A 24,793-nucleotide genomic window follows, 5' to 3' on the forward strand; every position below is an offset into this window, starting at 1 on the left:
ATTCGAGGCACCACAACTCCAAGATCGACGGGGAGAGTGCGCGGCGAGGCGGAGGGACCGATAACGATCATGTAACGGGCGCGAACCTTTTCCGGGGCTTCACTGCTCTCTCTCGGCATCGGCCCGCCGGGGCCAGGAGAGGACGTCGGATGAAGCTGGTGTGGAGGCGGGCGGTAGAGGCCCGTGGGCTGCTGCTCGCCGCCGCTGTCGCGGCACTCGTCGCGGTCGCTTTGGTCACCGGGCTCTCCGACTACAACCGCCGGGCGGTGGACGCGGGTGCCCGGGCGGTGCTCGACGCCGCCCCGGCGGAGGAGCGCAGCCTGCTGATCAGCGGCTCCGGCGGGGCGGACGCCGCCGCGTACGCCGAGCGGGACCGGGCGGTACGGGCACAGTTCGCCAACGGGCTGGGCGGGGCGCCGGTCACGGTGGCCGGGATCCGCTCCGGCACCGGGCGGGAGCTGACCGGTGACGTGGGGGCCGCCCGCACCGACGACGACCCGATGTTCGCCAACCTGGCCACGCTCGACGACCTGCCGGCGCACGCCGAGCTGACCGCCGGGGCGTGGCCGGTGCCCGGCAGCAACCCGCTGCAGGTGACGCTGCCGGAGAAGGTGGCCGCGCAACTGGGCCTGGAGGTCGGCGAGCGGGTGCCGCTGTACGACCGGGGCGCGGAGCGGGCCAGCACGGTGGTGGTGGCCGGCACGTGGCGGCCCCGCGACGCGGCCGAGGCGTACTGGCGGCTCGCCCCGGGAGTGGGGGAGAGCCAGGGCGACGCGGAGGTCACCTCGTACGGGCCGTTCGCGCTCGACCCGGCCGACTTCGCCCGTACCTTCCCCGGCTCCACCTCGGCGGCCTGGCTGGTGGACCCCGACCTGGTGGCCGTCGAGCCGGCTCGCCTGCCGGCCGTGACCACAGCGCTGAACGAGATCACCGAGAAGCTGCCCGAGGCCACCGGCCTGGGCTCCTCGACGCAGCAGGTCAGCCACCTGGACCGGCTGGTGGACCGGCTGGGCCGGGCCGACCTGGTGGGCCGGTCCGCGCTGCTCACCCCGCTGCTGCTGATCGTGGTGCTCGGCGGGTACGCGCTGGTGCTGGTGGCCGCGCTGCTCAACGAGGACCGGCGGGCGCAGACCGCGCTGCTGCGGGCCCGGGGCGCCGCGCGTCGGCAGATCGCCGGATTCGCCGTACGCGAGGCCACGCTCGTGGTGGCGCCGGCGCTGCTGCTGGCTCCGGCGCTGACCGGGCAGGCGGTCCGGTATCTCGGCGCGGACCTGCGGCTGGCCGACGGCGATCTGGCCCGGGTCTGGGTGGTCGCGGTGGGCGCGGCGGTCGGCTGCCTGCTCGCCATGGTGCTGCCGGCGTTGCGCCGGGCCGGCACCTACGTCGCCGACATGGCGGCCCGGTCCCGCCCGTCCCGCAGCGCCGCCGTGCAGCGCGCCAGCGTGGACGTGGTGCTGGTGGCGCTCGCCGTGCTCGCCTGGACCCAGTTGCGGCAGTACTCCTCGCCGCTGGCCGGCGCGAACGGCAGCCTCGGCATCGACCCGCTGCTGGCCGCCGCGCCCACGATCGGCGTGCTGGCCGGCGCGGTGATCGCGCTGCGGCTGCTGCCGCCGACCACCCGGATCGCGGAACGTTTCGTCGACCGCCGGCCGTGGAACGCCACCATGTTCGGCATGTGGCAGGCGGGGCGTCGCCCGCACGCCGGCCCGGTGCTGCTGCTCGCGCTCGCCGTCGGCGGCAGCACGCTCGCGTGGTCGCTCGTCGCCTCCTGGGAACGCTCGCAGCGCGACCAGGCCCAGCACACCGTCGGCACGGACCTGCGGCTGACCGAACGTGACGGCACCGCCCCCGCGGACCGGGCCGCCCAGCTGGCCGCCGCGCCCGGCCTGGACCGGGTGCTGCCCGCCTGGCGTGACGACGTGCGCCTGGGCCGCGAGGCCCGGCCGGCGACGGTGGTGGCCCTGGACGCCGCCGCCGCGAAGGGGATGATCCGGCTCGACGACGCCGACGGCGGGGCGTCCACCGGTGCCCTGCTGGACCGGCTCGCGCGCGGCCGGGGCGCGCCGGTCGGCGGTGTCCTGCCGGCCGGGGCGAAGACGTTCTCCGGCATTGTCCGCACCCCGGTGGAGAGCATGTACGACCGGCCGCGCGTCGCCGTGACCGCGCTGTTCGCCACCGACGCCGGGGCCACGTGGCGGGTCCGGCTGGCCGAGGCCGGCGGCGAGGGACGGCCGGTGCGCTTCTCCGTGCCGCTGCCCGACACCGGCGGCGCCCCGCTGCGGCTGGCCGGTTTCGAGGCCGACGGCGGTGACGCCACCGGCAACTCGTACCGGCTGCTGCTCAGCGACCTGCGGCTCACCGACGGCGGCGGCGCGGCGCTGCCGTTGCCGGTGGAGGGGGCGTGGCGGGTGATCGACCCGGGCAGCGGGCCGCGCCGGGACGCCCGGGCCACCCCCACCGAGGTGGACGCGACGCAGGGCTTCGACGTGCCCGCGGGGCTGTTGCAGTTTGCCCGGGTGCCGTCGTCCCGGTTCGCCGTGGTGCCCATGGCCGAGGACCCGCCGGTGCCGGTGCTGATCACACCGGGGGTCGCCGCCGCGCTGAGCGTGCAGACCGGTGACACCGTCAAGCTGTCGGTCTCCGAGGTGACGATCGAGGCCACGGTGGTCGGCCAGGTCGCCGCGATCCCCGGCACCGCTGGCGACGGCGTGCTGCTGGACCTGCCCACCGCCGGTACCCAGTTGCTGGAACGCAGCGGAGGCATACGGCCGGTGGCCGAGTGGTGGCTGCGTACCACGCCGGGTGGGCACGCCGCCGCGACCGAGGCCCTCGCCGCTGTCGGCGGCACGGTGCTGCTGGACCGGCAGCGCGTGGCGGAGGAGGCCGCGGGGGACCCGTACTGGCAGGGCGCCCGCACCGGGCTGCTCGCCGCCGCGCTCGGGTCGGTGCTGCTGGCGCTGGTCGGCCTGGCGGTCGACGTGTGGGCCACCACCCGGCGGCGGCTCACCGAACTGGCCGTGTTCAACACGCTCGGCGCGAACACCCGGCTGCTGGCCCGCGCCTACCTCGCCGAGCAGGGTTTCCTGGCCGCGATCGGAGTCGGCGTCGGGCTGCTGGTCGGCGCCCTCGTCGCGGCCACCATGGTGCCGCTTGTGATCCTCACCCCGGCCGCCGGCCGGCCGGTGCCCGAGGCGGTCTTCACAGTGCCCTGGGTGCCGATCGGGGCGACCGCCGCCGGGCTGCTGCTCGCCGCGCTCGCCTTCGCCGCCGTCATCACCACCGGCATCCGCCAGCGGGTCGCCGCCGCGCAGCTCCGGATCGGAGGAGAACGATGAGCCTTCCTGGTGCCGCGCGCCGGGTCCGCGCATACGGGGGGCAGTTCCTGCTGCTCGCCGTCCTGACCCTGGTGACCGCGCTGTTGATCACGGGCGTGCCCCGGGTCGCCGACCGGCTGACCGGGCAGGGGCTCACCGAGTACGTGGCCGGTCAGCCGGTGGCCCGCCGGGACCTCACGTACAGCACCGCGCCGGACGTCGTGCCCGCCTCGGAGCAGCCCGTCGCCGCCAGCCGGGGGACCCTGCTCGCGGCGATCGAGGAGAAGATGCCCGCCGAAGTGCGCGACACGATCGGCGAGCGCTGGTTCGCGGCGCAGACCGTCCCGGGGCGACTGCGCGGTCCGACGCTCAGCGACGACAAGGGGCTGATCGACCTGCACCTGCGCGCCGGCACCGGCATCCGGGAGGCGGCCACCCTGGTCGGCGGGCGGTGGCCGGAACGCGGCGTCACCCCGGCCGGCGCGATCGAGGTGACGCTCGCCGAGACGATCGCCACCACGCTGGGCGTCGCGGCCGGCGACCGGTTCCGTCTCTCGCTGCTGGACGCCGACAACAACGTGCTCAACTCCCGCCCGGTCGACCTGGTCGGCGTGTGGCGGCCGAACGACCCGGCCGGCGGTGTCTGGGACACGCTGCCGTCGATGCTGAAGCTCAGCCCGCCGGAAGGCGACGGCCAACCGTTCGTGGGCGTCGCGTACACCGCCGACGCGGGTCTGAACTCGATCACCGCTGGGGAATGGCCGGTGGCCTTCGGCTGGCGGTACCGGATCGCACCGGACCGGCTCGAACCGGGCCGCCTCGACGCGCTGATCGCCGGCGTCGACGGGCTGGACCGGGCCCTGCCCACCGAGGTCAAGGTGACCCTCAGCCAGGGCGTGGACATCCCGCTGCGGCGCTTCGCCGACTCGCTCGCCGCCGCGCGTACCCTGCTCGCGGTCATCGCCGCCGGGCTGCTCGCCACGCTGGCCGGGCTGACGCTGCTGGCCGCCCGGCTGGCCGCGAACCGACGCCGCGCCGAGTTCCACCTGATCCGGGCCCGCGGTGGCTCGACCGGTGACGTGCTGCGCCGCGGTCTGGCCGAGTCGCTGCTGGTGCTGCCGGCCGCGGCCGGGATCGGCTGGCTGCTCGGCGGGTTGCTGCCCGGCGCCGGGTCGCCGTGGCTCTGGGTGCTGATCGCCGGGCTGCTGGCCACGCTGCTGCCGCCACTCGCCGCGCTCGCGGTCGGCCGCCGCGCCGGTGGCCGCTCCGACCTCGGCGGCCGGTCGCCCGCCGTCCGGCTCACCGTCGAGGTGGCGGTGCTCGGGCTCGCCGTGCTCGGCGCGTTCCTGCTGCGCCGCCGCGGGCTCACTGCCGGTTCGGTGGACCCGCTGCTGGTGTCCGTGCCGGTGCTGCTGGCGATCGCGGCGGCGCTGGTGGCGCTGCGCGCGTACCCCTGGCCGTTGCGGCTGGTCAGCCGCGTCGCCGCCCGGGCGCGCGGCAGCGTCGCGTTCCTCGGCGCCGCCCGCGCGGGCCGGGCCGCGAGCACCGGGCCGCTGGTCGTGGTGGTGCTGGCCGTCGCCACCGCCGCGTTCTGCGGCGTGGTGGCGACCGGCATCGAGACCGGCCGGGACACCGCCGCCGCCCAGGCCGTGCCGGGTGACCTGCTGGTACGCGGGGAGCGCTTCGCGCCGGACACCGCCGGCAAACTGGCCGAGCTGCCCGGGGTACGCGCTGTCGCGCCGCTGCTCACAGTGCCGGCCGAGCGCCCGTACGCCGACCGCGCCGGCCGCCCCGCCCCGGTCACCGAGCTGCGCGTGGTGCTCGTGGACGGCGAGCGGTTCGCCGAGGTGGCCAGTGCGGCAGGCGTACCGGTGAGCGTGCCCGACCCGGTGCGGGCCCGCGCCGACGGGAGCACGCCGCTGCCGGCGCTGGTGTCCCCGGCGGTCGCCGACGAGCTGGCCGACGCCGGGCTCGCCGACGCCCAGGGGGACCGGCCCGCCTGGCTGGACGTGCAGGGCAACCGGCTGCCGGTGCGCACCGCCGCCACCGTCGACGAGTTCGCGCTCGTCGGCGACGGCGTGGCGCGGTTCGTGGTGCTGCCGTGGCCGGCGTTGCCGGCGGACGCGCCGCACCAGCTCGCGCCCACCGGGTTCGTGCTGGCCGGCGCGGGCGTGGACGCCGCCGAGGTGGACCGGGTCGCGCGTGAGGGGCAGAACCGCTACCTGCGCATCGGCGGGGTCGGCACCGGGGACAAGGCCCGCGCGCCGGAGGTCACCACCCGCTCGGCCGTCCGCGCGGACCTGGGCGGCACCGGCGTGAACGGCCTGCTGGTGTTCGGTTTCGCGCTCGGCGCCGGGGGCGGCGCCGTGCTGGGGCTGCTCGGGCTCGCGCTCGCGGTGCTCGCCGGGGCCCGCTCGCGCGGGCAGGTGCTGTCCCGGCTGCGCACCATGGGCCTGTCCCGCCGGCAGTGGCGCGGCATGCTGATGGTCGAGCTGACCCCGCTGGTGCTGGTGTCGGTGCTCACCGGGGCGGTGGTCGGCGCGTTGCTGCCGTTGCTGCTCACGCCGGTGCTCGGGCTGCCCGCCTTCACCGGCGGCGTGGACGTACGCCCGCAGTTCGAACCCGGCCTGGTCGCCGGGGTGTCGGTCCTGGCCATGCTGGCCCTCGGCTTCGCGATCACCGTGGAGGCCGTGAACAACCGCCGGATGCGCCTCGGCGAGGTGCTGCGGCTCGGAGAGGAGAGCTGAGATGACCGCGACCGCCGAGACGTCCGTACCGGACCTGGCGTCCCTGCAGCAACGCGCGGCCGAACGGGCCGCGCAACGGGCCGGAGGGCGGGACCGGCTGCGCGGGCACATCGTCTGCGACGGCCTGGTACGCATCTTCAAGACCGAGGGCGTCGAGGTCGTCGCCCTGCAGGGCCTCGACCTGGTCATCGACCGGGGTGAGCTGGTCGCGATCGTCGGGGCCTCCGGCTCCGGCAAGTCGACCCTGCTGAACATCCTGTCCGGCCTGGACACCCCGACCGCCGGCATCGCCCGGGTCGCCGACTACGACCTGCTGTCGCTGTCGAACAAGCGGCGGCTGGCGTACCGGCGGGAGGTGGTCGGCTTCATCTGGCAGCAGACCGGCCGCAACCTGCTGCCGTACCTGACCGCGCTGGAGAACGTGGAGCTGCCGATGAAGCTGGCCGGGCGGGGCGGCGGGCGGCGCAAGCGGCGGGAACGGGCCCGCGAGCTGCTGGACATGGTCGGCGTCGGCTACTGCGCGGACCGCCGTCCGGGCCAGATGAGCGGCGGCGAGCAGCAGCGCTGCGCGGTCGCCGTGGCGGTGGCCAACGACCCGGAGATCCTCTTCGCCGACGAGCCGACGGGTGAGCTGGACGAGGCCACCGGCGCGGAGGTGTTCGCCGCGCTGCGCACCATCAACGCCGAGCTGGGCGTCACCATCGTGGTGGTCACCCACGACCACGCCGTGGCCGGCCAGGTCCGCCGTACCGTCGCGATCCGCGACGGCCGGACCGCCTCCGAGGTACGCCGGACCGCGCGCGTCACCGCCGACGGCGGCACCGAGATGGTCAGCGAGGAGTACGCGGTGCTGGACCGCACCGGCCGGATGCAGCTGCCGGCGCAGTTCGTGGAGGCGCTGTCGCTGCGTGACCGGGTCCGCCTCAACCTGGAACCCGACCACGTCGAGGTGCGCCCCGGCGACCGGACGCACGCCGAGGAGAGTGAGTGATGACCGACCAGACAGTGGTGCTGCCGGCGGTGCCGGGGACGGCAGTCGAGGACGTGGTCCGGGTCGAGGGGGTGAGCCGCACCTTCGGCAAGGGCGAGCACGCCGTGCACGCCGTACGGGACGTCTCGTTCACCGCGCGGCGCGGCGAGCTGGTGGCGGTGCGGGGTCGCTCCGGCGCCGGCAAGACCACGCTGCTGAACCTGGTCGGCGGCCTGGACCGCCCGGACGCCGGCCTGATCCGGGTGGCCGGGCACGAGGTCACCGCCGCGGGCGAGCGGGAGCTGCTGGCGTTGCGCCGGGGCACGATCGGGTTCGTGTTCCAGACGTTCGGCCTGGTGCCGATCCTGTCCGCGGCGGAGAACGTGGGGGTGCCGCTGCGGCTGGCCAAGGTGCCGGCGGCCGAGCGGGAGCAGCGGGTGGCGGTGCTGCTGGAGCTGGTCGGGCTGGGCGGGCACGCGGCGCAGCGCCCGTATGAGCTGTCCGGCGGGCAGCAGCAGCGGGTGGCGGTGGCCCGGGCGCTGGCGAACGAGCCGGACCTGCTGATCGCCGACGAGCCGACCGGCCAGCTCGACTCGGAGACCGGTCGCTCGATCATGGACCTGCTCCGGGCGGTGGTGCACGCGCGGGGGATGACCGCGCTCGTGGCCACGCACGATCCGGCGCTGATCGAGATGGCCGACCGGACGCTGACGCTGCGCGACGGCCGGCTGGCGCCGGAGGACTGACCCGGCTGACCGGGCCGCGCGCCTGCGGGCGGCGGCCCGGCGCCCGATCGCGGCCGGGTGCCGGGTCGCGGCGGCCCGGCGCCTGGTCGCGGCCTGGTCAGAGCGCCAGCTTCATGCCCTCGTGGCTGGCCACGAAGCCCAGGTCGCGATAGAACCGGTGCGCGTCGGCGCGCTGTTTGTCGGTGGTGAGCTGCACCAGCGCGCAGCCGCGCTCCCGGGCCCGGTCGATCGCCCAGCGCATCATCGTCCCGCCCAGCCCACGGCCGCGCCGGTCGGAGCGCACCCGCACCGACTCGATCAGGCACCGCTCGGCGCCGTGCCGGCCCAGCCCGGGGATGTAGGTGAGCTGGAAGCAGCCGACCAGCTCCCCGCCGTCGTCGGCGACGATCAGCTCGTTGCGCGGATCGGCGTCGAGGTCGGCGAAGGCCCGCTCGTACGCCGCGTCCACCTCGGGCAGGTCACGGGTACGCCCCAGCACGTCGTCGGCGAGCAGCGCGAGCACGGCCGGCAGGTCGGCGCGGACCGCCTCCCGGAAGATCACCTCGGTCATCCGGCCAGCCTGGCACAGCGCCTCGTGCCGGTGTCGCCCGGTCTGGCGTCGAGGAGGTGCGGCGGCCTCAGCCGCCGTCCAGCCAACTCCGCAACGCCCACCACCAGTGCACGGTCTCCGGCACCGTGCACCGCGCGCCCTCCTCGACCGGCGGCCCGCCGGTCAGCTCCCGCAGCCGCCGCAGCCGGTAGCGCACCGTGTTCGGGTGTACGTGCAGCGCGGCGGCGGTCTGGTCCAGCCGCTGGCCGTGGTGCAGCCAGGCGAGCGCGGTGCCGGCGAGGTCCCGGTGGAAGTCGTCGGCCGGGTCGAGCGCGCCGAGCAGCGTGCCGCGCAGCAGCTCGGCCAGGACCGGCTGGGCGGCCAGCGCGGTCTCCCCGGCCAGGTCGGTGACCTGACGCAGGCCGCGCAGCCGCCGGTGCGCCGCCGTGGCCAGCGCCGCCAGGCAGAGCGCGTACATGGCCGGGGCCCGCGCCAGCGGCTGTGCGGGCGTCACCAGCGTCAGCAGGTCGGCCGGTACGGCGTCGGGCGGTCGCGGGAGCAGCCCGGCGAGCCGGTCGTCGACGGTGCCGAGCAGCCCGCCGTGCCGGATGAGCTGCCGGTGCAGCGCGTGCGCGCGTACCGGGTCGGGTGGCGCGGCGACCAGGCAGTGGTAGCGCCCGTCCGGCCGCAGCCCGAACCGGGTCAGCTCGGCCGGTGGCAGGCCCGCCGGGCCGTCGCGCAGCAGCCGCCGCAGCAGGTGCGCCCGGGCCGCCGCGCCGGTGCGGAGCAGGTCCCGTTCGGCGGCCCGGTGCCCGTCGACCACTGCCCGCTCCACCGCCGCGGCGTACCGGCCGATGGTGAGCAGCCCCTCCAGCAGCACCTCGTCCGGGATGCCGGCGGCCCGGCCGTGCCGGACCACCAGCTCCACCGCGCGGTCCCGTCCGGCCTGCACCCCGCGCAGCAGCCCGGCCACCGTGACGCCCTGCGCGGCCCGGTCCGCGCCCAGCCGCCGGGCCTCGGCGAAGTCCCGTCCGGCCGGGTCCTCGTGGCGTTCCAGCGCGCCGAGACCACTGGTCAGCAGCAGGACGACCTGGCGGCGTACCTCGTCGGCGGGCAGCCGGGCCACCTCGGGGGAGTTCACGCGGGCCGCCCGCGCCACCTCGTCGACGGCGGCCGGGTCGGCGGACAGGTCGCGCAGCAGCGTGCCGAACGTGGGGACGTTCCCGGTCCGGGTCACGCCGCCTCCCGTTGTCGTCGCGGCACAACCAGGTCGCGCGGGCGTTGGCGTCCGGTCCCTAGCCCCGGTAGCCGGCCGGTTGCTCTCCTGGTTGTTACCGCAAGGTAACACCGTTCGCGCCACTGAGAAACGTCGATGTCGTACCGGCTGCCAGGAGGCGTCCATGACACCCGTGCCACAGCACCCGTCCCGTACCCGCCGCCGTGCCGGCCTGGTCGTGCTGGCCGCGCTCGCCCTCGTCGCCCCGGCCCCGCTGCTGACGGCGCCCGCGCCGGCCGCCGCCGCGGTCCCGCTCCAGGAGGTGATGTTCGTCGGCAACAACTGGGACGGCACCGCCGACGTCATCCGGTCCCGTGGTGACTACGCCAAGCTCGGCCGGATCAACGTCATCCCGGACCGCGCCGCGCGGCTGCGCGAGATCTACCTCAACCCGATCAAACTGGCGTACTTCCTCGGCATCCGGCAGGGCCCGGGGGAGGGCCACGACCAGTTCGTCGACGACATGTACACCACCCCGGACGGCAGCGCGGTGGTGGTGTCCCGGCCCAGCTTCGCCGACGTCGTCTCGATCGACCTCGCCACCGGCGCGCTGCGCTGGCGGTTCCCGGTCTCCGGCTACCGCTCCGACCACATGGCCGTGTCACCCGACGGCACCCGCGTCGCGGTCTCCGCCTCGACCTCCAACACCGTGCATGTGCTGGACATCCGCACCGGAACGCAGCTCGGCTCGTTCGGCGCCGGCGACAAGCCGCACGAGAACATCTACACCGACGGCGGCACCCGGCTGTGGAACATGTCCATCGGCGAGGTCAACACCGACCTGGACGCGCCCTGGCTCGACTGGACCAAGGGCGACCGCCGGATCACCGTCGCCGACACCAGCACGTACCAGGTGGTCAAGGTCATCGACATGCGGGACCGCCTCGACGCCGCCGGCCGCCGCGACCTCTCCGACGCGGTCCGCCCGGCCGTGTTCACCCCCGACGGCAGCCGGCTCTACTTCCAGGTGTCCTTCTTCAACGGCGTGGTCGAGTACGACGTGGCAACCGACCGGATCACCCGCATCGCCACGCTGCCGAAGAACCCGGCCACCAGCGAGGACCGCACCACCTGGGTCAACGACTCCCGGCACCACGGCCTGTCGATGAGCCCCGACGGCGCCCGGATCTGCGTCGCCGGCACCATGGACGACTACGCCACGGTGCTGGACCGGGCCACGCTGCGCGAGGGGCCGCTGGTGCCCGCGAACAAGCCGTACTGGGCCACGGTCAGCGGGGACGGCCGGGACTGCGTGATCTCCGAATCCGGCGCGGACCAGGTCACCGCGATCAACTTCGCGACCGGGCAGAAGGTCGCGAGCGTCCCGGTCGGCGACCACCCCCAGCGCGTCCGCATCGGGCACGTGCCGCAGGACTGGACGCCCCCGGCCGCCGGCTGACCGCCGACGTTCGACCGGCCGGCGTCCGGCTCCCGGCCGCCGGCCGGGCCGTCACCGGGCGGGGCAGCGCAGCCCCTCCCGGGGGACGGTGAGCGAGATCAGGTACGCGTCGACCGCCGACGTCACGCACGGCGTCTGCGGGTACGCGGTGTGTCCCTCACCCTCCCAGGTGAGCACCCGACCCACGCCCAGCATCGCGGCCAGCGCGGGCGTCTGCTCGTACGGCGTGGCCGGGTCACCTGTGGTGCCGACCACCAGGATCGGCGGCGCGCCGTTCGCCCGGCCGGTCGGATACGGGTCCCGCTCGCCCGGCCACTCCACGCAGCCGAGCATCCCCACCGCGAGGGCGGGACCGAACAGCGGGTACTTCTGCCGCCACTGCGACTGCAACTGGCGGACCTGCTCCCGGGTCGGCTTCTCGGTCTCGTCCGCGCAGTTGACCGCCAGGTTGGCGTCGAACAGGTTGGAGTAGTGCCCGTCCGGCTCCCGGCCCGCGTACGAGTCGGCCAGCTTGAACACGCCAGCCGGGTCGCCGCCCTGCAACTCGTCGATCGCCCGGGCCAGCTCCTGCCAGCCCTGCTCGGTGTAGAGCGAGGAGATCACCGCGTAGAAGACCCAGCCGGAGGTCGCCTCCCGGCCGTCCTGCCCGCGTACCGGGGAGGTCTTCGCCTTGGCGATCGCGTCGGTGACCGCACCGCGGGCGTCCGGCGCGATCGGGCAGCGGCCGGCGTTCGCCGCGCACCAGCGGGAGAAGTTGTCGAACGCCCGCTCGAAGCCCTTCGCCTGGCTCTCCGACCCGGCGATCAGCTTCTGCTGCGGGTCGACCGCGCCGTCGAGCACCAGGGCGCGCACACGCTGCGGATAGAGCTGGGCGTAGGTGGCGCCGAGCAGCGTGCCGTAGGAGTAGCCGAGGTACGTCAGCTTGTCGTCGCCGACCGCCGCCCGGACCGCGTCCATGTCGCGGGCCGCCTGCTCGGTGCCGTAGAGCCGAAGCTGGTCGCCGTACTTCGCGCCGCACCGCTCGCCGATGCGCCGGTTGAGGCCGACGAAGCCGTCGAACGACGACTGGCTCTCCGGGTCGGGGTCGTAGCCGAAGCTGGCGTCCAGGTCGGCGTCGGAGATGCACTTGACCGGGCTGGACCGGGCCACCCCGCGCGGGTCGAAGCCGACGATGTCGAACCGGTCGGTGACCGACGTCGGCAGCCCGCCGAACGCCGGGCCGAAGGACAGGTAGACGGCGGTGTCCACGCCCGAGGCCCCCGGCCCGCCGGGGTTGACCACCAGCGACCCGATCCGGTCGCGCTGCTTTGTCGAACGGGCCCGGATCAGCGCGATCTCGAACGTCTCTCCCGCGCCCGGCCCGGCGGTCGCGCCGGTGGTTGCCCCGGTGCCCCAGTTACGCGGCACGGCGATGCGGGCGCAGTCGTAGCGCATGTCCGCCGCACCCCGGCCGACCAGCTCGTTCGGCACCTCCGGGCAGGCCCGCCACTCCGGGGCGGTGCCCGGCGGGGCGGCCTCGCCCTCGCTCTCGGCGCGCGGCGCGAACGCCGGCAGCGTGCAGCCGGCGGTGAGCACCACCGCCGCGACGAACGCGGCGAGGGCGGGCCGGAACCGGCGGGTCCGGTCGGGGAAGCCTGTCACGTGGGCGCCTTCCATGATCGTGTCGACCGCCAGGCTACGCCCGGCCGGCCGCGTCACCGACCGTCGCCGCCGGATCGCCGCGCAGCACCTCGTCGACGTCGTAGCGGATCGGGCGGTCGAGCTGGCCGTAGTCGCAGGAGCGCGGATCACGGTCGGGGCGCCAGCGCACGAACCGGGCGGTGTGCCGCAGCCGGTCGCCCTCCATCGCGTCGTACGCCACCTCGACCACCAGCTCGGGACGCAGCGGCTCCCACTCCAGGTTCTTGCCGCCGGTCCACCGGCTCACCCCGCCCGGGATGCGCTGGCCGCGCTCGTGGTCGCCGTGCACCCACGGGTGCTCGCCGCCGACCTCGCGGTAGGGCTCCAGCTCGTCCAGCAGCTCCTTGCGGCGGGCCATGGTGAACGAGGAGCTGACGCCGATGTGGTGCAGCACGCCCTGGTCGTCGTAGAGCCCCAGCAGCAGCGAGCCCACCACCGGGCCGGACTTGTGCCAGCGGAAGCCCGCCACCACCGCGTCCATGGTGCGCGCGTGCTTGACCTTGAACATGAGCCGCTTGCCCGGCTCGTACGGCAGGTCGGCCGGCTTGACGATCAGCCCGTCCAGGCCGGCGCCCTCGAACACCTCGAACCAGCGGCGGGCCGTCTCCGGGTCGGTGGTCACCTGGGTCACGTGCACCGGCGGCCGCACCCCGGACAACGCCTGCTCCAGCCGCTCGCGGCGCCGCGGATAGGGCTGCCCGGTGAGCAACTCGTCGTCGATGGCCAGCAGGTCGAACGCGACGAAGTCGGCCGGGGTGGTCTCGGCCAGCAGCTTCACCCGGGAGGCGGCCGGATGGATCCGCTGGGCCAGCAGCTCGAAGTCGAGCCGGGGGTGCCCGCCCGGCCCGTCCCGGCGGATCACGATCAGCTCGCCGTCGACGGCGCACCGGGGCGGAAGCTGCCGGCGCGCCTGCTCGACCACCTCCGGGAAGTAGCGCGTCATCGACTTGCCGCCCCGGCTGGCCAGCTCGACCTCGTCACCGTCGCGGAACACGATGCAGCGGAAGCCGTCCCACTTCGGCTCGTAGGTCAGGCCGGGATCGGTGGGCAGCTCGGACACGCTCTTGGCCAGCATCGGCTCGACCGGAGGGTTGATCGGCAGGTCCACGGCGACCAGTCAACCAGACCCCACCGACAGTGGTGAGGCAGATCACCGCCGGGGGCCGGGTGGCGTGTCCCGCCCAGGGTGCGTTCGTCACCGCTGCCCGGATGGTGAAACCGCAGGTCAGAGCTACCTTCGCGGCGTGCCGGAGTGGAGCTGCGGATGCTGCGGGCGCTGGCGGGTCAGCGTCGAGCTGATCCGTGGCCGCTACCGCTACCGGCTGGCGCACCGCTATCCGGCCGAGCACGGCGGCGGCGCGAACGTCCTCGGCGAGGTCGGCTCGATCACCGAGCTGGAACGCCTGCTGAAGCGCTACGCCCCGGTCACCCTGGCCGACCTCCACGAGGCCGCCTGACCCTCCGCCCGGCGACCCGCTGCCCGCCGGCCGGCGCCGAGCGACGGAATGCCGGCTGCCCCTCCGCCCCGGCATCTCCGCCCCGGCAAGCCGCCGATCTTGGAGTTGTGGTGCCTCGTAAAGTTCGTCAATCGGGCATCCTGGGCACCCTAAGTCCAAGATCGACGAAGCGGGGGCGGGGCGAGGGCGGAGTGGGGCGCGCGCGGGACGGCGGGCGGGTGGGGTGCGGGCGTAGCCTGAGCTGACGCGTCCACGGGGGAGGAACGCCGATGCGGTTCGTCGAGTCCGCCGAGATCGCCGCCGACGTCGACCGGGTGTGGGCGGTGCAGAGCGACGTCGAGCGCTGGCCGGAGTGGACGCCCTCGGTCACCGCCGCCCGCCGGCTGGAACCCGGTCCGCTGGCGCTCGGCTCGACCGCCCGGCTGGAGCAGCCGCGCCTGCCCCCGGCGGTGTGGCGGGTCACCGAGATCGAGCCGCCGTACTCGTTCGTCTGGGAGTCCGCGAGCCCGGGCGTGCGCAGCCGGGGTGAGCACCGCCTCGTCGCGCTCGGCGACGGGCGCACCCGGGCCGAGCTGGCCCTGGTGCAGACCGGGCCGCTGGCCGGCCTGATCGGCTTGCTCGCCGGGTCGATGATGCGCCGCTACCTGCGCCAGGAGGCGGACGGGCTCAGGCGCCGCTGCGAGCAGGGCTGACCGTCTTCTCCAGCACGGCGAGGCGGTTGCCGTTCTCGTCCGGCCGGTGTGCCACCACCCGGTAGCCGCGCCGCGCGTACAGGGCCAGGTTCGCCGCGCTGTCCGCGCCGGTGAACAGCGCGAACCGGGTCACCCGGCCCGCGCAGGCCTGCTCGACCGCGTCCAGCAGCCGTCCGCCGACGCCCCGGCCCTGCTGGTCCGGCGCGACCGAGAGGCGGCCCACGTGGGCGGTGTCGCCGTCGACGCGGGCGCGTACCGAGCCGACCAGGCGGGGGCCGCGCCGCGCGGCGAGCACCACGTCCGGTCCGGCCAGCGCCGCCCGGACCTCGTCCAGCGTCTCGGTCAGCGGGGGCAGGAACACGTCCCGGTAGCGCTGCGCCTCCACCAGGTACGCGGCGCGCTGCACGGTGAGGATCTCACCGGCGTCGGCGACGTCGGCGGGGGCGATGGTCACGTCGGTCACCGGCTCAGCTCACCACAGCGCTCAGAAGCGGCCGTACGCTGGCGGGGGTGTTCCCATCAGCGTGGAGGTGACCGGCGTGCCCGAGCTGACGTACCCGGAGGTGGGCGCGACCCGCGACGGCGGCCTGCCGGCCGGCTACCACCACCTGCGCCACCGGGTCCGGCTGCCGGACGGCGGCTTCCCGGTCGCGGCGGACGCGCTGCTGGGCTGGCGGCTGCACCGCGCCGCGGGCGTGGTGATGCGCGCGGACGCGCCGCGCGCGGCGCCCGGGGTACGTGTCACGCCGGGACTGGGCGTCGGCCCGGTGCGGCTGTGGGGCCCGACCGAGGTGGTCTGGGTGGTGGACGAGCCGGACCGGGCCGGGTTCGGCTACGGCACGCTGCCCGGGCACCCGGAGGTCGGTGAGGAGGCGTTCCTGGTCACCCGGGGCGCCGACGGCGTCTGGTTCGAGGTGACTGCGTTCAGTCGCCCCGCGCACTGGTACGTGCGGGCCGGCGGGCCGGTCGTGCTCGGCTTCCAGCGGGCGTACGCCTGGTGGCTGGGCCGGACGCTGCGGCGGCTGTGCCGGCGGCGCTGAGCGGTCAGTAGCGGGCGAACGAGCGGATCGGGGCGCGCGGGCCGTACTTCGGCGCCTGGATCCCGGCCGCCTCCAGCAGCACGCAGACCCGGCCCCGGTGCCCCTGAAACGGCGCCAGCAGCGCCAGCATCCGGGCATCGTCGCCGCGCGGCTCACCGGCCAGCGCCCAGGCCACCGTGTTCGGCACGTGGTAGTCGCCGACGCTAACCGCGTCCGGGTCGCCGTACGCGATGCGCACCACCTCGGCGGCGGTCCACGGCCCGATGCCGGGGATCGCGGTGAGCCGCCGGGTGGCCTCGGCCGAGTCGGCGCAGCGTTCCAACCGGTCCGCGACGGCCGCCGCGCGGCGCAGCGTGTCGGCGCGTCGCTGCTCCACGCCGAACGGGTGGAACACCCAGTACGGCGTGGCCGCCACCGCGGCCGGCTCCGGCGGCAGCAGCAGTGGTTGCAGCGGACCCGGGGCGGGTTCGCGGAAGTGCCGCACGGTGGCGGCGTACGCCCGGTACGCCTCCTTGCCGGTGACCTTCTGCTCGAAGACGGCCCGCAGCAGCCGGGGGAAGATCTGGCCGGTGGCGGGCATCCGCAGCCCGTGGTGCGTGTGGGCGAGGCGGGCCACCAGCGGGTGCGCGGCGGCGAGCGTGGCGAACCCGGTCAGGTCGTCGCACAGTCCGGCGATCCGGTCGGCCCGCTCGACCACCCAGCCGGCGCCGGGGCCGTACCCCTCGGCGGTCAGCTCGCCGGCCTCCGGGCGCAGTGCCAGCGTGGCCGGTCCGTCCGGGGTGCGGGTGGCCCACCAGAACGTGCCGGCGGCGATCCGCGCGCACGGGTCGTACGGGCTGAACGTGAGCGCCCGCACCGACGCGGCCAGCCGGTAGCCGGCCGGGGGGCGCAGCGTGCGGCGGGCGGCGTGCGAGGTCACCCGGCCACTCTGCCACGCGTCCCGGCGGTGACGCCGGACACGCCGAGCCGGGAGGCGGGGCGATGCCGGTGCGCCCCGCCTCCCGGGTTCCCGACGATGACCGGCCGCGCCCTCCCCGGCGGCGACCGGTCACCGTGACCTGGTGCGTCAGTACGAGTAGTCCGACCCGCCGCCGGAGCTGTTCGAGCTGCCCGCCGCGGGCGGCGCGACCGGCTTGGGCGTGCCGGTCGGCAGGCAGGTCAGGTTCTTCTTGCCGTTCGGGTCGACCACGAACCAGGTGCCGCCGACGCCCTGGCCCTTCCACTGGCCCGGCTTCTTGTCGCCGATGTAGCGGTAGACGGGCCAGCCGCCGATGGTGAGCTGCCGGGTGCCGTCCTGGCGGGTGATGGTGCCGACCTTGTCGTCGGAGACGCCACGCAGCTTCGGGTTGCCGTCGGTGAGCGACGGCGGCCAGACCTCGGCGCACTTGTCCACGCAGTTGGACTGCGGCGGGTCGTCGGAGTCCTTGTCGAACCGGTACAGCACCCAGCCGTCCTGGTCGGTGACGACGCGGCCCATCCGGGGCAGCTTCTTGCCGACCAGCTCGTCGGTGATCTTCACGTTGGCCGGGGGCGCCTTGTCCGCGACCGGCTCCTCCTCGGGAGCCGCCGACGCCTCCGGTTCGGCCGCCGCGGTGGGTTCGGCCGCGGCGACGGCGACCGGCTCGGCCGCGCTCGAGTTCGCCCCGTTGTAGCCTGCGGGGGCGCAGGCCGTAAGTGCGACCATCGCGCTCGCGACGATGACGGTCGTCCGCTTGTGGTGTGCCACGTGCCCTCCTCGTTCTTGGCAGTTCGCCGAGTAGTACGGGCGCGGCACTGTCAAGGTTGAAGTCGAAACGGTGGCACATTTCACAGTGGACTGATTGAACCGACAGCCGTTCTGGCGCGTGCGTCAGCACGAGGGGGTCTGCCGGCCCGGACACGACAAGACGGCGCCGGGCGGTCCAGCCGCCCGACGCCGTCGTCGTACCGGATCAGATGTCGTCCACCGTCACCAGCGGACTCGCCACCCCGTTCGCGTCCACCGACTGCACCTGAAGCTTGTCGATGTCGCGCACCGGGGCGGAGGTGGACGCGGTCAGCTCCAGCGGAAGCTGGTTCTGGTTCGTGCCGTAGCCGCCGGCCGGCACCGACCAGGTGGAGATGACCTCGCTCGTGGCGTTCTTGCGCACCACCACCAGCCGGCAGACACGCGGCCCGGGCAGGCGGCTCAGCTGCACCGAGATCTGCGTGCCGTACTCCTTGCGCGCCAGCCACATCGTGGTCTGCACGCCGGTGCCCGCGTCGGTGGCGTTGTGCTGGTCGCCCTCGATCGGCTTCTCCCCGCCGACGCCCGGGTCGTTCGGGTTGCCCGGCTCGCCGCTCGGCGCCGCGGTCGGCGCGGTCTGCGTCGGCCCGGCCTGCGGCGTCGGCCCCGGCTCGTCGCCGAGCATCCCGGCGGCGACCCCGCTCAGGCCGCCGAACACCACCACTGCCGCCGCCGTCGCCAGCAACTGCCGCACCCGGGTACGACGGCGGTCCCGCCGCACCGCCACCAGCGTCCGGTCCAGCAGCGCCGGATCGGTGTGCGTCTGCTCCAGCGCGGCCATCGCCTCGCCGTCGATGCCGGAGAGCAGCCCCACCACCGGGACCATCGTCTCCAGTTCCGCCGCGCAGGCCCAGCAGGTGGCCAGGTGCTCCTCGAACCGCTCCGCGTCCTCCGCGTCCAGCACGCCGAGCGCGTACGCGGCGACGTCCATGTGGTCGGCCCGGCTCATTCGGTCACCCCCCTCTCCTGCAGAGCCGTGCGCAGCGCGCGCAGCGCGTAGTAGACCCGCGACTTGGCGGTGCCGAGCGGAAGCCCCAGCTCCTCGGCCGCCTCCGGCACGGTGCGCCCCCGGAAGTACGTCGCCACCAGGATCTCCCGGTGCGACTGGCTCAGCGTACGCAGCGCGTCCGCCACCGTCATCGTGCGCAGGACCCGGTCGGTGCTGTCCGCCTCGGCGAACGCGGTCAGATCCCGGTCGTACGTCTCCGGCGGGCGGGCCTGCTCGCTGCGGTGCTCGTCGATGGCGATCCGCCGGGCCACCGTGACCAGCCAGGGACGCAACGAGCCCTGGCCCTGCACGCCGAGCCGGTGCGCGTTGCGCCAGGCCCGCAGCAGCGTCTCCTGCACGATGTCCTCGGCCCGCTGCCGGTCCCCGCCGGTCAGCCGCATCACGAACATCAGCAGCGGGCCGGCGTGCTCGGCGTACAGCAGGCGGATCAGCTGGTCGGAGTGGCTGGCCTCGGCGGAGGTCGCCTGGTGGCGTCCGGGAGCGGGTCGCGGCGGCACCGGGTCATTCTGGCGATCGGCGGGCCGGGCGTCGACCCCCCGGCGGGAACGCGAGGCGCGCGAGTGTGGTTGTGCCCGGGCGAACATCCACTCGGGCCGCGCCACTTCGCCGTGCCAGCCGGCCGCCACCGCATGCATGCAGACCTCCGCTGTCCAATGACATCAGCCGGCCCCCCACGGGCATGGCCGCCCGGTGATACGCAGCCACCAGTCGATCGGATCAACGTTTGACGGAAAAAGTTCCGGGCGGCGGGGGAGTGGAGTCGACGGCGCCCGCGTCGTGGACCACCGCCGCGCCGCCGGTGAAGCGGTCCAGCTCCGCGCCGGCCAGCACCCGGCCGGGGAACCAGTCGCCGGCCGCCCGCCGGGCCAGCTCCGGCACCGGCGGCTCCACCCGGGACGCCACCAGCACCAGGTTGCCGTACCGGCGGCCGCGCAGCACCGCCGCGTCGCCGACCAGGCAGGCCCGGGGCAGCACGGTACGCACTGTGGCGACCTGCGCCTTCGCGTGCCGCAGCGGCGGGCCGTCGGCCACGTTCGCCAGGTAGCTGCCGCCGGGCGCCAGCACCCGGGCCACCTCGGCGGCGTACTCCACCGAGGTCAGGTGCGCGGGGGTACGGGCACCCGCGAACACGTCAGCCACGATCACGTCGTACGCGCCGTCCCGGCTCGACGTCAGCGTCGCCCGCGCGTCGGCCACCCGTACCCGCAGTCGCGGATCGGCAGGCCACGGCAGCTCGCGGCGGACCAGCTCCACCAGCGCGCCGTCCACCTCGGACACCCGCTGCGTCGAACCCGGGCGGGTGGCCTGCACGTACCGGGGCAGGGTGAGCGCGCCGCCGCCCAGGTGCAGCACCCGCAGCGGCGCCCCGGCCGGCGCCACCAGGTCCAGCGCGGCGGCCAGCCGCCGGACGTACTCGAACTCCAGGTGAGCCGGGTCGGTCAGGTCGACATGCGACTGCGGTGCGCCGTCCAGCAGCAACGTCCACGAGCCCGGACGGTCCCGGTCCGGCACCAGTTCGGCCCGCCCGGTGTCGACGTCGGCCACCACCCGGTCGGCGTCGCGTCGCCGGCCCATCAGCGCCGCATTCCGCGCGCCGCCGCGGTGAGCACCCGGTGCAGCAGCCGCGCGTCGCCGAGCATCCCGCGTAACCGGCGTTCCAGCCCGGCGATCGGCACCAGGTTCTGCGGGGCACGCGGATCCTTGTACGGGGTGGAGGCGAACCGGGGCAACGTCACCAGCGACAGGTCGGCCAGCGCGATCGCCTCCGGCACGGTCAGGTCGGCCGAGCACTCCACCCGCACGATCCCGGCCCACGGCGCCCCGGCGCGCACCGGCAGGCGCAGATACCACGACCAGCCGCCCCACGCCGTGCCCAGCCGGAACACCGGGCACCGCTCACCCGGCGCCAGCCCGGTCACCACAGCGGTCAGCCGCCCGTCCAGGTATTGGCTGTGCTGCGTCTTGATGTACCCGAGCGTGCGCGGCAGGTTCCGCCGACTGCGCAGCGGACCGTCCACCACCAGCAGGTCGCCGTCGGTGCGTACCGCGTCGGAGACGGCCACCTCCAGCGCGGTCAGCGGCGCCTGCACCGCCGCGGGCAACTTGCTCAGCTCACCGGTGCCGCTGACCCGGTGCACCGGGTAACGCACAGTCCCGGCGACCACGTCCTGCGCCGACGGGCTCGCCGTGAACAACCCCCGGCCCACCCGGGCGCCGGCCATCTCGGCGGCGCCCCGGTCCAGGTCGCAGCGCACCACACCGGCCGCGTACGAGGCGGCGATGCCGGGGAACGAGCCGCCGTCCTCCTCGGCCGTCCAGACGCTGGCGTCGATCCGGCGTACCCCGTCGACGAGCAGCACCACGTCCGGCGACCGCACGCCCGCGCGGGGGCCGATCGCCCGCCAGTCGGTGGCCGGCAGCTCGACGTCGGCGTCCACCTGGGCGCTGCTCGGCGCGGCCGGACCGGACCCACCGGCCGCCTCGAACGACGCGCCGTAGGCCGGATCCCAGGCGTCGACGAAGAACGCCGGCGACTGTGACGTCACAGGCCGGTCCGTTCCACGCGGGCCGTCCGCGCGTCCTTGCGCACCTCGAACCGGACCGGGATCCGCTCGGCCAGCGCCGGCACGTGGGTGACCACGCCGACCATCCGGTCGCCCCGGGCGGCCAGGTTCTCCAGCGTCGCCGCGACCGTGTCCAGCGTCGCCGCGTCGAGCGTGCCGAAACCCTCGTCCAGGACGATCGACTCCAGGCTGGCCGCGGTGGTGGACATGCCGGCGAGCTGCTCGGACAGCGCCAGCGCCAGCGCCAGCGACGCCTGGAACGTCTCCCCGCCGGACAGCGTGCGCACCCCGCGCCGCAACCCGGCGTCGTGGTGGTCGACCACGAAGAACTCGCCCTTGTCGTGCACCAGGTCGTACTGCCCGCCGGACAGCTCCCGCAGGATCCGCGACGCGCCGTCGACCAGCAGGTCCAGCGCCTCGGTGAGCAGCCAGCGTTCGAAGTTGTTCGCCCGCAGGTGCGAGGCGAGCGCCCGCGCCACCCGCGCCTCGTGCTCGTGCCCGGCCCGCTGCTCCCGCAGCCCGGCGGCCTGCTCGCGGCGCTCGTCCAGGCGGCGCAACTCCGCCTCGGCCCGCTCCACCGCCACCGCCACGTCGCGCGGCGCGTCCTGCGGGGCGTCCAGCCCGGCCGCGGTGAACAGCGCGGCGATCCCGTCGGCGACCTCGGCCGCGGCCCGCTGCGCCGCCTCCACCGACTCGGCCAGCCCGTCGCGGTCCGCGCGCCGCGCCCGCGCCTGCTCGCCCGCCCAGTCGGCCAGCGCCGTCCACGCCGCCGCCACGTCGTCCCGGTCGGCGGCCGGCGGCCCGAACCGGGCCAGCCCGTCGCGTACCGCGTCGAAGTCACGCCAGGCCCGGCGCAGCCGATCCTGCGCGGCGTCCAGCGCGCCCCGCGCCCGCCGGGCCGCCTCCCGCCCGGCCCGCACCGCGCCCGCCGCCTCCTCCAGCGCGGCGCGCAGCCGCGCGTGCTCGGCCAGCGCCTCCCGCAGCCGCTCCGGCGTGGGCGCGTCAGTGAGCTGCTCGTCCAGCTCGGCCAGGCGCGCGCCGAGCTGGTCGTGCTGGGTCCGGGCGCGCAGCAGCACCCGGTCCAGCTCGCGGGCCGCGGCGTCGCGTTCCTGCACCACCCGCTTCGCCGCCTCGCTCGCCGCCCGCGCCGCCTTGCCCGCCTCGATCGCCCGGCTCACCGCCGAACCCTTCGGCACCGCGGGCACGGTGGTGACCGTCTGCTCGCACACCGGGCAGGGCGCGCCGTCGACCAGGTGCGCCCGCAGCGCCGCCGCCTGGTCGGCGGCCTTCGCGTCCTCGTGCGCGCGGAACGCCGACTCCAGCTCCGTCTCGGCCCGCTGCGCGTCCGCCCGCGCCGCCGCCAGCGCCGCCACCGCCGCGTCGTGCTCGCCGCGCGCCGCGTCCACCGCCGCGCGCACAGTCGCCGCCTCCGCGGTCAGCCGGTCCCGGTCCGCGTACGCCTTCAGGTGCAACCGCAACGCGCTCTCGTCACCGGCGGCGGTCAGCTCCCCGCGCAGCTTCTCCTCGCGCTCCTCGGCCAGCCCGACCGCGCCCGCCGCCTCGTCGGCGGCCACCCGGGCCGCCGCCACCGCCCGCGCCAGCTCGGCGGTGCCGTCCGGCGGTCGCACCCCGGCCAGCACACCCAGCTCCGCGTCGAGGGCGGCCAGCGCCGCGGCCCGCTCACCCGCCGTCGCCCGGGCCCGCTCCCATTCGGGTACGGCGGCAGCCACCGCTGCGGCCAGCTCCCGCATCGCGTCCACCCGCTCCCGGGCGGCGGCCAGACTCTCGTCGTCGACGTCGGTGAGCCCGCCGAGCAGCTTGTCGACGGTCTCCAGCTTCGCCTCGGCCTGCCCGGCCCGCTCGACCGCCTTCTTCTGCACGTTCTCGTAGACGCCCAGCCCGAGCAGGTTCACCAGGATCTGCTGCCGGGTGGCCGGCTTGGCGTGCAGGAAGTCGGCGAACTGCCCCTGCGGCAGCACCACGCAGGAGGTGAACTGCTCGTACGGCAGCCCGACCGCGTCCAGCACCGCCTGTTCCATCTCGGCCGGGGTGCCCGCCACCACCTCGCCCAGATCCTCCGGGCTGAGCCCGGTGTCGAGCTTGGTGACGTCGAAGCCCGGCGGCATGAGCTGCAGCCCGGCGTTCGCCGTCTTCACGGTGCCCCGGCCGTCCCGGCGCACCACCCGGGTCGCCACGTAGCGGTCCCCGGCGGACTCGAACACCAGCCGGACCCGCGCCTCGGTGGCCGACGGCGCCAGCGCGTTCGCCAGCCCCCGGGCGCCGCCCCAGCGCGGCACCGTGCCGTAGAGCGCGAAGCAGATCGCGTCGAGCACCGTCGACTTGCCCGAACCGGTCGGCCCGACCAGCGCGAAGAAGTCCGCGTCGGTGAAGTCGACAGTGGTCTCGTCGCGGAACACCGTGAACCCGGCCATGTCCAGCCGCATCGGCCGCATCAGTGCTCCACCTCCTCGAGCAGCTCGTCGAAGAGTTCCCGGACACCCTCGTCGGCGTGCCCGCGGCTGTCCAGGTAGTCGCCGAACAACTCGCCCGGCGACCGCCCGGCCCGCTGGGCCGTCCGGGTCCCGCTGCCCGGCGCGGGCACCAGCTCCGGGTCGATCCGGATCTCCAGCGCCCGGGGCAGCAACTCCTGCACCTCCTCGCGCAGCCCGGCCCGGGGCTGCTCCCGGACGTAGACGCGCAGCCAGCCCTCCGGCGCCTCGATCTCGGCGAGCTGCGCGAGCGTGCCGCGTACCGTGCGCAGCGGCACCGCGCCCGGCACCGGCACCTCCCGGATGCGGGCGGCGGTGGTCGCCGTGACCTCCACGATCGTCACCGAGCTGACGTTCTCCTGCTCGCCGAAGTCGACGGCGAGCGGGCTGCCGCTGTAGCGGATCGGGCACGGGCCGATGACCCGCTGCGAGCGGTGCAGGTGACCCAGCGCCACGTAGTGCGCGTTGCCGGGGAAGACGGTGGCCGGGACCGCGTATCCGAGCACCGTGTGCGCGTCCCGCTCGCCGCCGCCGGTGCTCGCCCCGACCACTGTCAGGTGCGCGGTCACCAGGTGCACCCGGTCCGGCTCGGTGAACCCCTCGGCGAGCCGGTCCAGCACCCGGCCCAGGTGGTCGGCGTACGTCTGGTTCGCCTCGGCCGGGGTGAGCGTGTACATCTCCACCGCGCGCACCGCGTACCGCTGGGACAGGAACGGCAGCGCGGCCAGCCGCCAGCGTTCCCCACCGGCGGTGACCCCGTCGACGACGTGCTCGTCCGGGTTCTCCCGGACGCTGCCGCGCAGCGTGATCCCGGCCGCCTCGGCCCACGGGCGCAGCGCGTCCAGCGCCGCGCCGTTGTCGTGGTTGCCGCCGATCGCCACCACGTCCGCGCCGGTTCGCCGCAACGCGGTGAGCGCCCGGGTCACCAGCCGCGTCGCCTCCGGGGTGGGCGCGGCGGTGTCGTACAGGTCACCGGCGACGATGACCAGGTCCGGCCGCTCACGCTGGGCGATCTCGATGACCTGGGCGAGGACCTGCTTGTGCTCCTCGGCCCGGGACTGCCCCTTGAGGACCTTGCCGACGTGCCAGTCGGRGGTGTGCAGGATCTTCATCTGG

Annotated in this window: 21 protein-coding genes; 8 read left to right on the forward strand and 13 right to left on the reverse strand. The window is 75.4% G+C overall.

Annotated elements, in window-relative coordinates; genetic code table 11:
* Positions 1 to 149 precede the first annotated feature (149 nt).
* From A8711_RS24205 to A8711_RS24220, 4 genes are read left to right on the forward strand one after another with little or no spacing between them, the layout of a single operon-like run.
* Complete coding sequence (locus A8711_RS24205; protein WP_069089388.1) at positions 150 to 3,335, forward strand: FtsX-like permease family protein; 3,186 nt, start codon at positions 150 to 152, stop codon at positions 3,333 to 3,335.
* On the forward strand, positions 3,332 to 6,061 hold the full coding sequence (locus A8711_RS24210) for an FtsX-like permease family protein (RefSeq protein WP_069089389.1): 2,730 nt from the start codon (positions 3,332 to 3,334) through the stop codon (positions 6,059 to 6,061). Before A8711_RS24205 ends, A8711_RS24210 begins: the two co-directional genes overlap by 4 nt.
* Before the next feature lies 1 nt (position 6,062).
* On the forward strand, positions 6,063 to 7,052 hold the full coding sequence (locus A8711_RS24215; RefSeq protein ID WP_069089390.1) for an ABC transporter ATP-binding protein: 990 nt from the start codon (positions 6,063 to 6,065) through the stop codon (positions 7,050 to 7,052).
* Positions 7,052 to 7,777, forward strand: a complete 726-nt coding sequence (locus A8711_RS24220; protein WP_030503025.1) for an ABC transporter ATP-binding protein — start codon at positions 7,052 to 7,054, stop codon at positions 7,775 to 7,777. Before A8711_RS24215 ends, A8711_RS24220 begins: the two co-directional genes overlap by 1 nt.
* 97 nt (positions 7,778 to 7,874) lie before the next feature.
* On the opposite strand, the gene A8711_RS24225 is transcribed toward A8711_RS24220, so the two are convergent.
* Positions 7,875 to 8,327, reverse strand: coding sequence for a GNAT family N-acetyltransferase (locus A8711_RS24225; protein ID WP_069089391.1), 453 nt, complete (start codon positions 8,325 to 8,327; stop codon positions 7,875 to 7,877).
* Positions 8,328 to 8,394: 67 nt separating this feature from the next.
* A complete protein-coding gene (locus tag A8711_RS24230) occupies positions 8,395 to 9,543 on the reverse strand; it encodes a helix-turn-helix domain-containing protein (RefSeq protein ID WP_064447170.1) in 1,149 nt (382 codons plus the stop codon).
* A gap of 163 nt (positions 9,544 to 9,706) precedes the next feature.
* On the opposite strand from A8711_RS24230, the gene A8711_RS24235 reads away from it, so the two are divergent.
* Entirely contained in the window at positions 9,707 to 10,981 is a 1,275-nt protein-coding gene (locus A8711_RS24235) for a YncE family protein (protein ID WP_069089392.1), read from the forward strand.
* Between the two features lie 51 nt (positions 10,982 to 11,032).
* On the opposite strand, the gene A8711_RS24240 is transcribed toward A8711_RS24235, so the two are convergent.
* Together A8711_RS24240 and A8711_RS24245 are read right to left on the reverse strand one after the other, a co-directional pair.
* Entirely contained in the window at positions 11,033 to 12,622 is a 1,590-nt protein-coding gene (locus A8711_RS24240; protein WP_124778834.1) for an alpha/beta hydrolase, read from the reverse strand.
* Between the two features lie 34 nt (positions 12,623 to 12,656).
* Positions 12,657 to 13,769, reverse strand: coding sequence for an ATP-dependent DNA ligase (locus A8711_RS24245; RefSeq protein WP_069089393.1), 1,113 nt, complete (start codon positions 13,767 to 13,769; stop codon positions 12,657 to 12,659).
* Positions 13,770 to 13,905: 136 nt separating this feature from the next.
* Here A8711_RS24245 and A8711_RS24250 point away from each other — a divergent pair, with 136 nt between their 5' ends.
* Positions 13,906 to 14,118: a hypothetical protein gene (locus A8711_RS24250; protein WP_069089394.1), complete on the forward strand. Its 213-nt coding sequence runs from the start codon at positions 13,906 to 13,908 to the stop codon at positions 14,116 to 14,118.
* 269 nt (positions 14,119 to 14,387) lie between these two features.
* Positions 14,388 to 14,810: an SRPBCC family protein gene (locus A8711_RS24255; RefSeq protein WP_069089395.1), complete on the forward strand. Its 423-nt coding sequence runs from the start codon at positions 14,388 to 14,390 to the stop codon at positions 14,808 to 14,810.
* On the opposite strand, the gene A8711_RS24260 is transcribed toward A8711_RS24255, so the two are convergent.
* Complete coding sequence (locus tag A8711_RS24260; protein WP_043325626.1) at positions 14,785 to 15,273, reverse strand: GNAT family N-acetyltransferase; 489 nt, start codon at positions 15,271 to 15,273, stop codon at positions 14,785 to 14,787. The two genes, A8711_RS24255 and A8711_RS24260, sit on opposite strands and share 26 nt — an antisense overlap.
* 55 nt (positions 15,274 to 15,328) lie before the next feature.
* Here A8711_RS24260 and A8711_RS24265 point away from each other — a divergent pair, with 55 nt between their 5' ends.
* Positions 15,329 to 15,850 (forward strand): DUF1990 family protein, encoded by a 522-nt coding sequence (locus A8711_RS24265; RefSeq protein WP_043325624.1) that lies wholly within the window; start codon positions 15,329 to 15,331, stop codon positions 15,848 to 15,850.
* 4 nt (positions 15,851 to 15,854) lie between these two features.
* On the opposite strand, the gene A8711_RS24270 is transcribed toward A8711_RS24265, so the two are convergent.
* From A8711_RS24270 to A8711_RS24305, 8 genes are all read right to left on the reverse strand, one after another.
* Positions 15,855 to 16,769 carry a DNA-3-methyladenine glycosylase gene (locus A8711_RS24270; RefSeq protein ID WP_069089396.1) on the reverse strand — a complete coding sequence of 305 codons (915 nt, stop codon included), beginning with the start codon at positions 16,767 to 16,769 and terminating at the stop codon, positions 15,855 to 15,857.
* A gap of 147 nt (positions 16,770 to 16,916) precedes the next feature.
* A complete protein-coding gene (locus tag A8711_RS24275; RefSeq protein WP_064447175.1) occupies positions 16,917 to 17,576 on the reverse strand; it encodes a hypothetical protein in 660 nt (219 codons plus the stop codon).
* 205 nt (positions 17,577 to 17,781) lie between these two features.
* Positions 17,782 to 18,564, reverse strand: coding sequence for an anti-sigma factor (locus A8711_RS24280; protein ID WP_030503037.1), 783 nt, complete (start codon positions 18,562 to 18,564; stop codon positions 17,782 to 17,784).
* Positions 18,561 to 19,259 carry a sigma-70 family RNA polymerase sigma factor gene (locus tag A8711_RS24285; RefSeq protein ID WP_030503038.1) on the reverse strand — a complete coding sequence of 233 codons (699 nt, stop codon included), beginning with the start codon at positions 19,257 to 19,259 and terminating at the stop codon, positions 18,561 to 18,563. Before A8711_RS24285 ends, A8711_RS24280 begins: the two co-directional genes overlap by 4 nt.
* Positions 19,260 to 19,341: 82 nt before the next feature.
* Entirely contained in the window at positions 19,342 to 20,199 is an 858-nt protein-coding gene (locus A8711_RS24290; RefSeq protein WP_069089397.1) for a spermidine synthase, read from the reverse strand.
* A complete protein-coding gene (locus tag A8711_RS24295; RefSeq protein WP_064447178.1) occupies positions 20,199 to 21,170 on the reverse strand; it encodes a hypothetical protein in 972 nt (323 codons plus the stop codon). The genes A8711_RS24290 and A8711_RS24295 overlap by 1 nt, the downstream gene beginning before the upstream one ends.
* Positions 21,167 to 23,641 (reverse strand): AAA family ATPase, encoded by a 2,475-nt coding sequence (locus A8711_RS24300; protein ID WP_069089398.1) that lies wholly within the window; start codon positions 23,639 to 23,641, stop codon positions 21,167 to 21,169. Before A8711_RS24300 ends, A8711_RS24295 begins: the two co-directional genes overlap by 4 nt.
* The gene (locus A8711_RS24305; protein WP_069089399.1) at positions 23,641 to 24,789 is read right to left on the reverse strand and encodes an exonuclease SbcCD subunit D; all 1,149 of its coding nucleotides are present in this window, start codon (positions 24,787 to 24,789) and stop codon (positions 23,641 to 23,643) included. Before A8711_RS24305 ends, A8711_RS24300 begins: the two co-directional genes overlap by 1 nt.
* Positions 24,790 to 24,793 lie beyond the last annotated feature (4 nt).

Source organism: Micromonospora sp. II (assembly GCF_001709195.1).
Lineage (GTDB): Bacteria > Actinomycetota > Actinomycetes > Mycobacteriales > Micromonosporaceae > Micromonospora > Micromonospora chalcea.

Coding starts and splice junctions, on each gene's coding strand:
- A8711_RS24285 (WP_030503038.1), bottom strand. CDS start 19,259: ATGCATGCGGTGGCGGCCGGCTGGCACGGCGAAGTGGCGCGGCCCGAG.
- A8711_RS24215 (WP_069089390.1), top strand. CDS start 6,063: ATGACCGCGACCGCCGAGACGTCCGTACCGGACCTGGCGTCCCTGCAG.
- A8711_RS24225 (WP_069089391.1), bottom strand. CDS start 8,327: ATGACCGAGGTGATCTTCCGGGAGGCGGTCCGCGCCGACCTGCCGGCC.
- A8711_RS24235 (WP_069089392.1), top strand. CDS start 9,707: ATGACACCCGTGCCACAGCACCCGTCCCGTACCCGCCGCCGTGCCGGC.
- A8711_RS24280 (WP_030503037.1), bottom strand. CDS start 18,564: ATGAGCCGGGCCGACCACATGGACGTCGCCGCGTACGCGCTCGGCGTG.
- A8711_RS24300 (WP_069089398.1), bottom strand. CDS start 23,641: ATGCGGCCGATGCGGCTGGACATGGCCGGGTTCACGGTGTTCCGCGAC.
- A8711_RS24205 (WP_069089388.1), top strand. CDS start 150: ATGAAGCTGGTGTGGAGGCGGGCGGTAGAGGCCCGTGGGCTGCTGCTC.
- A8711_RS24290 (WP_069089397.1), bottom strand. CDS start 20,199: ATGGGCCGGCGACGCGACGCCGACCGGGTGGTGGCCGACGTCGACACC.
- A8711_RS24210 (WP_069089389.1), top strand. CDS start 3,332: ATGAGCCTTCCTGGTGCCGCGCGCCGGGTCCGCGCATACGGGGGGCAG.
- A8711_RS24255 (WP_069089395.1), top strand. CDS start 14,388: ATGCGGTTCGTCGAGTCCGCCGAGATCGCCGCCGACGTCGACCGGGTG.
- A8711_RS24220 (WP_030503025.1), top strand. CDS start 7,052: ATGACCGACCAGACAGTGGTGCTGCCGGCGGTGCCGGGGACGGCAGTC.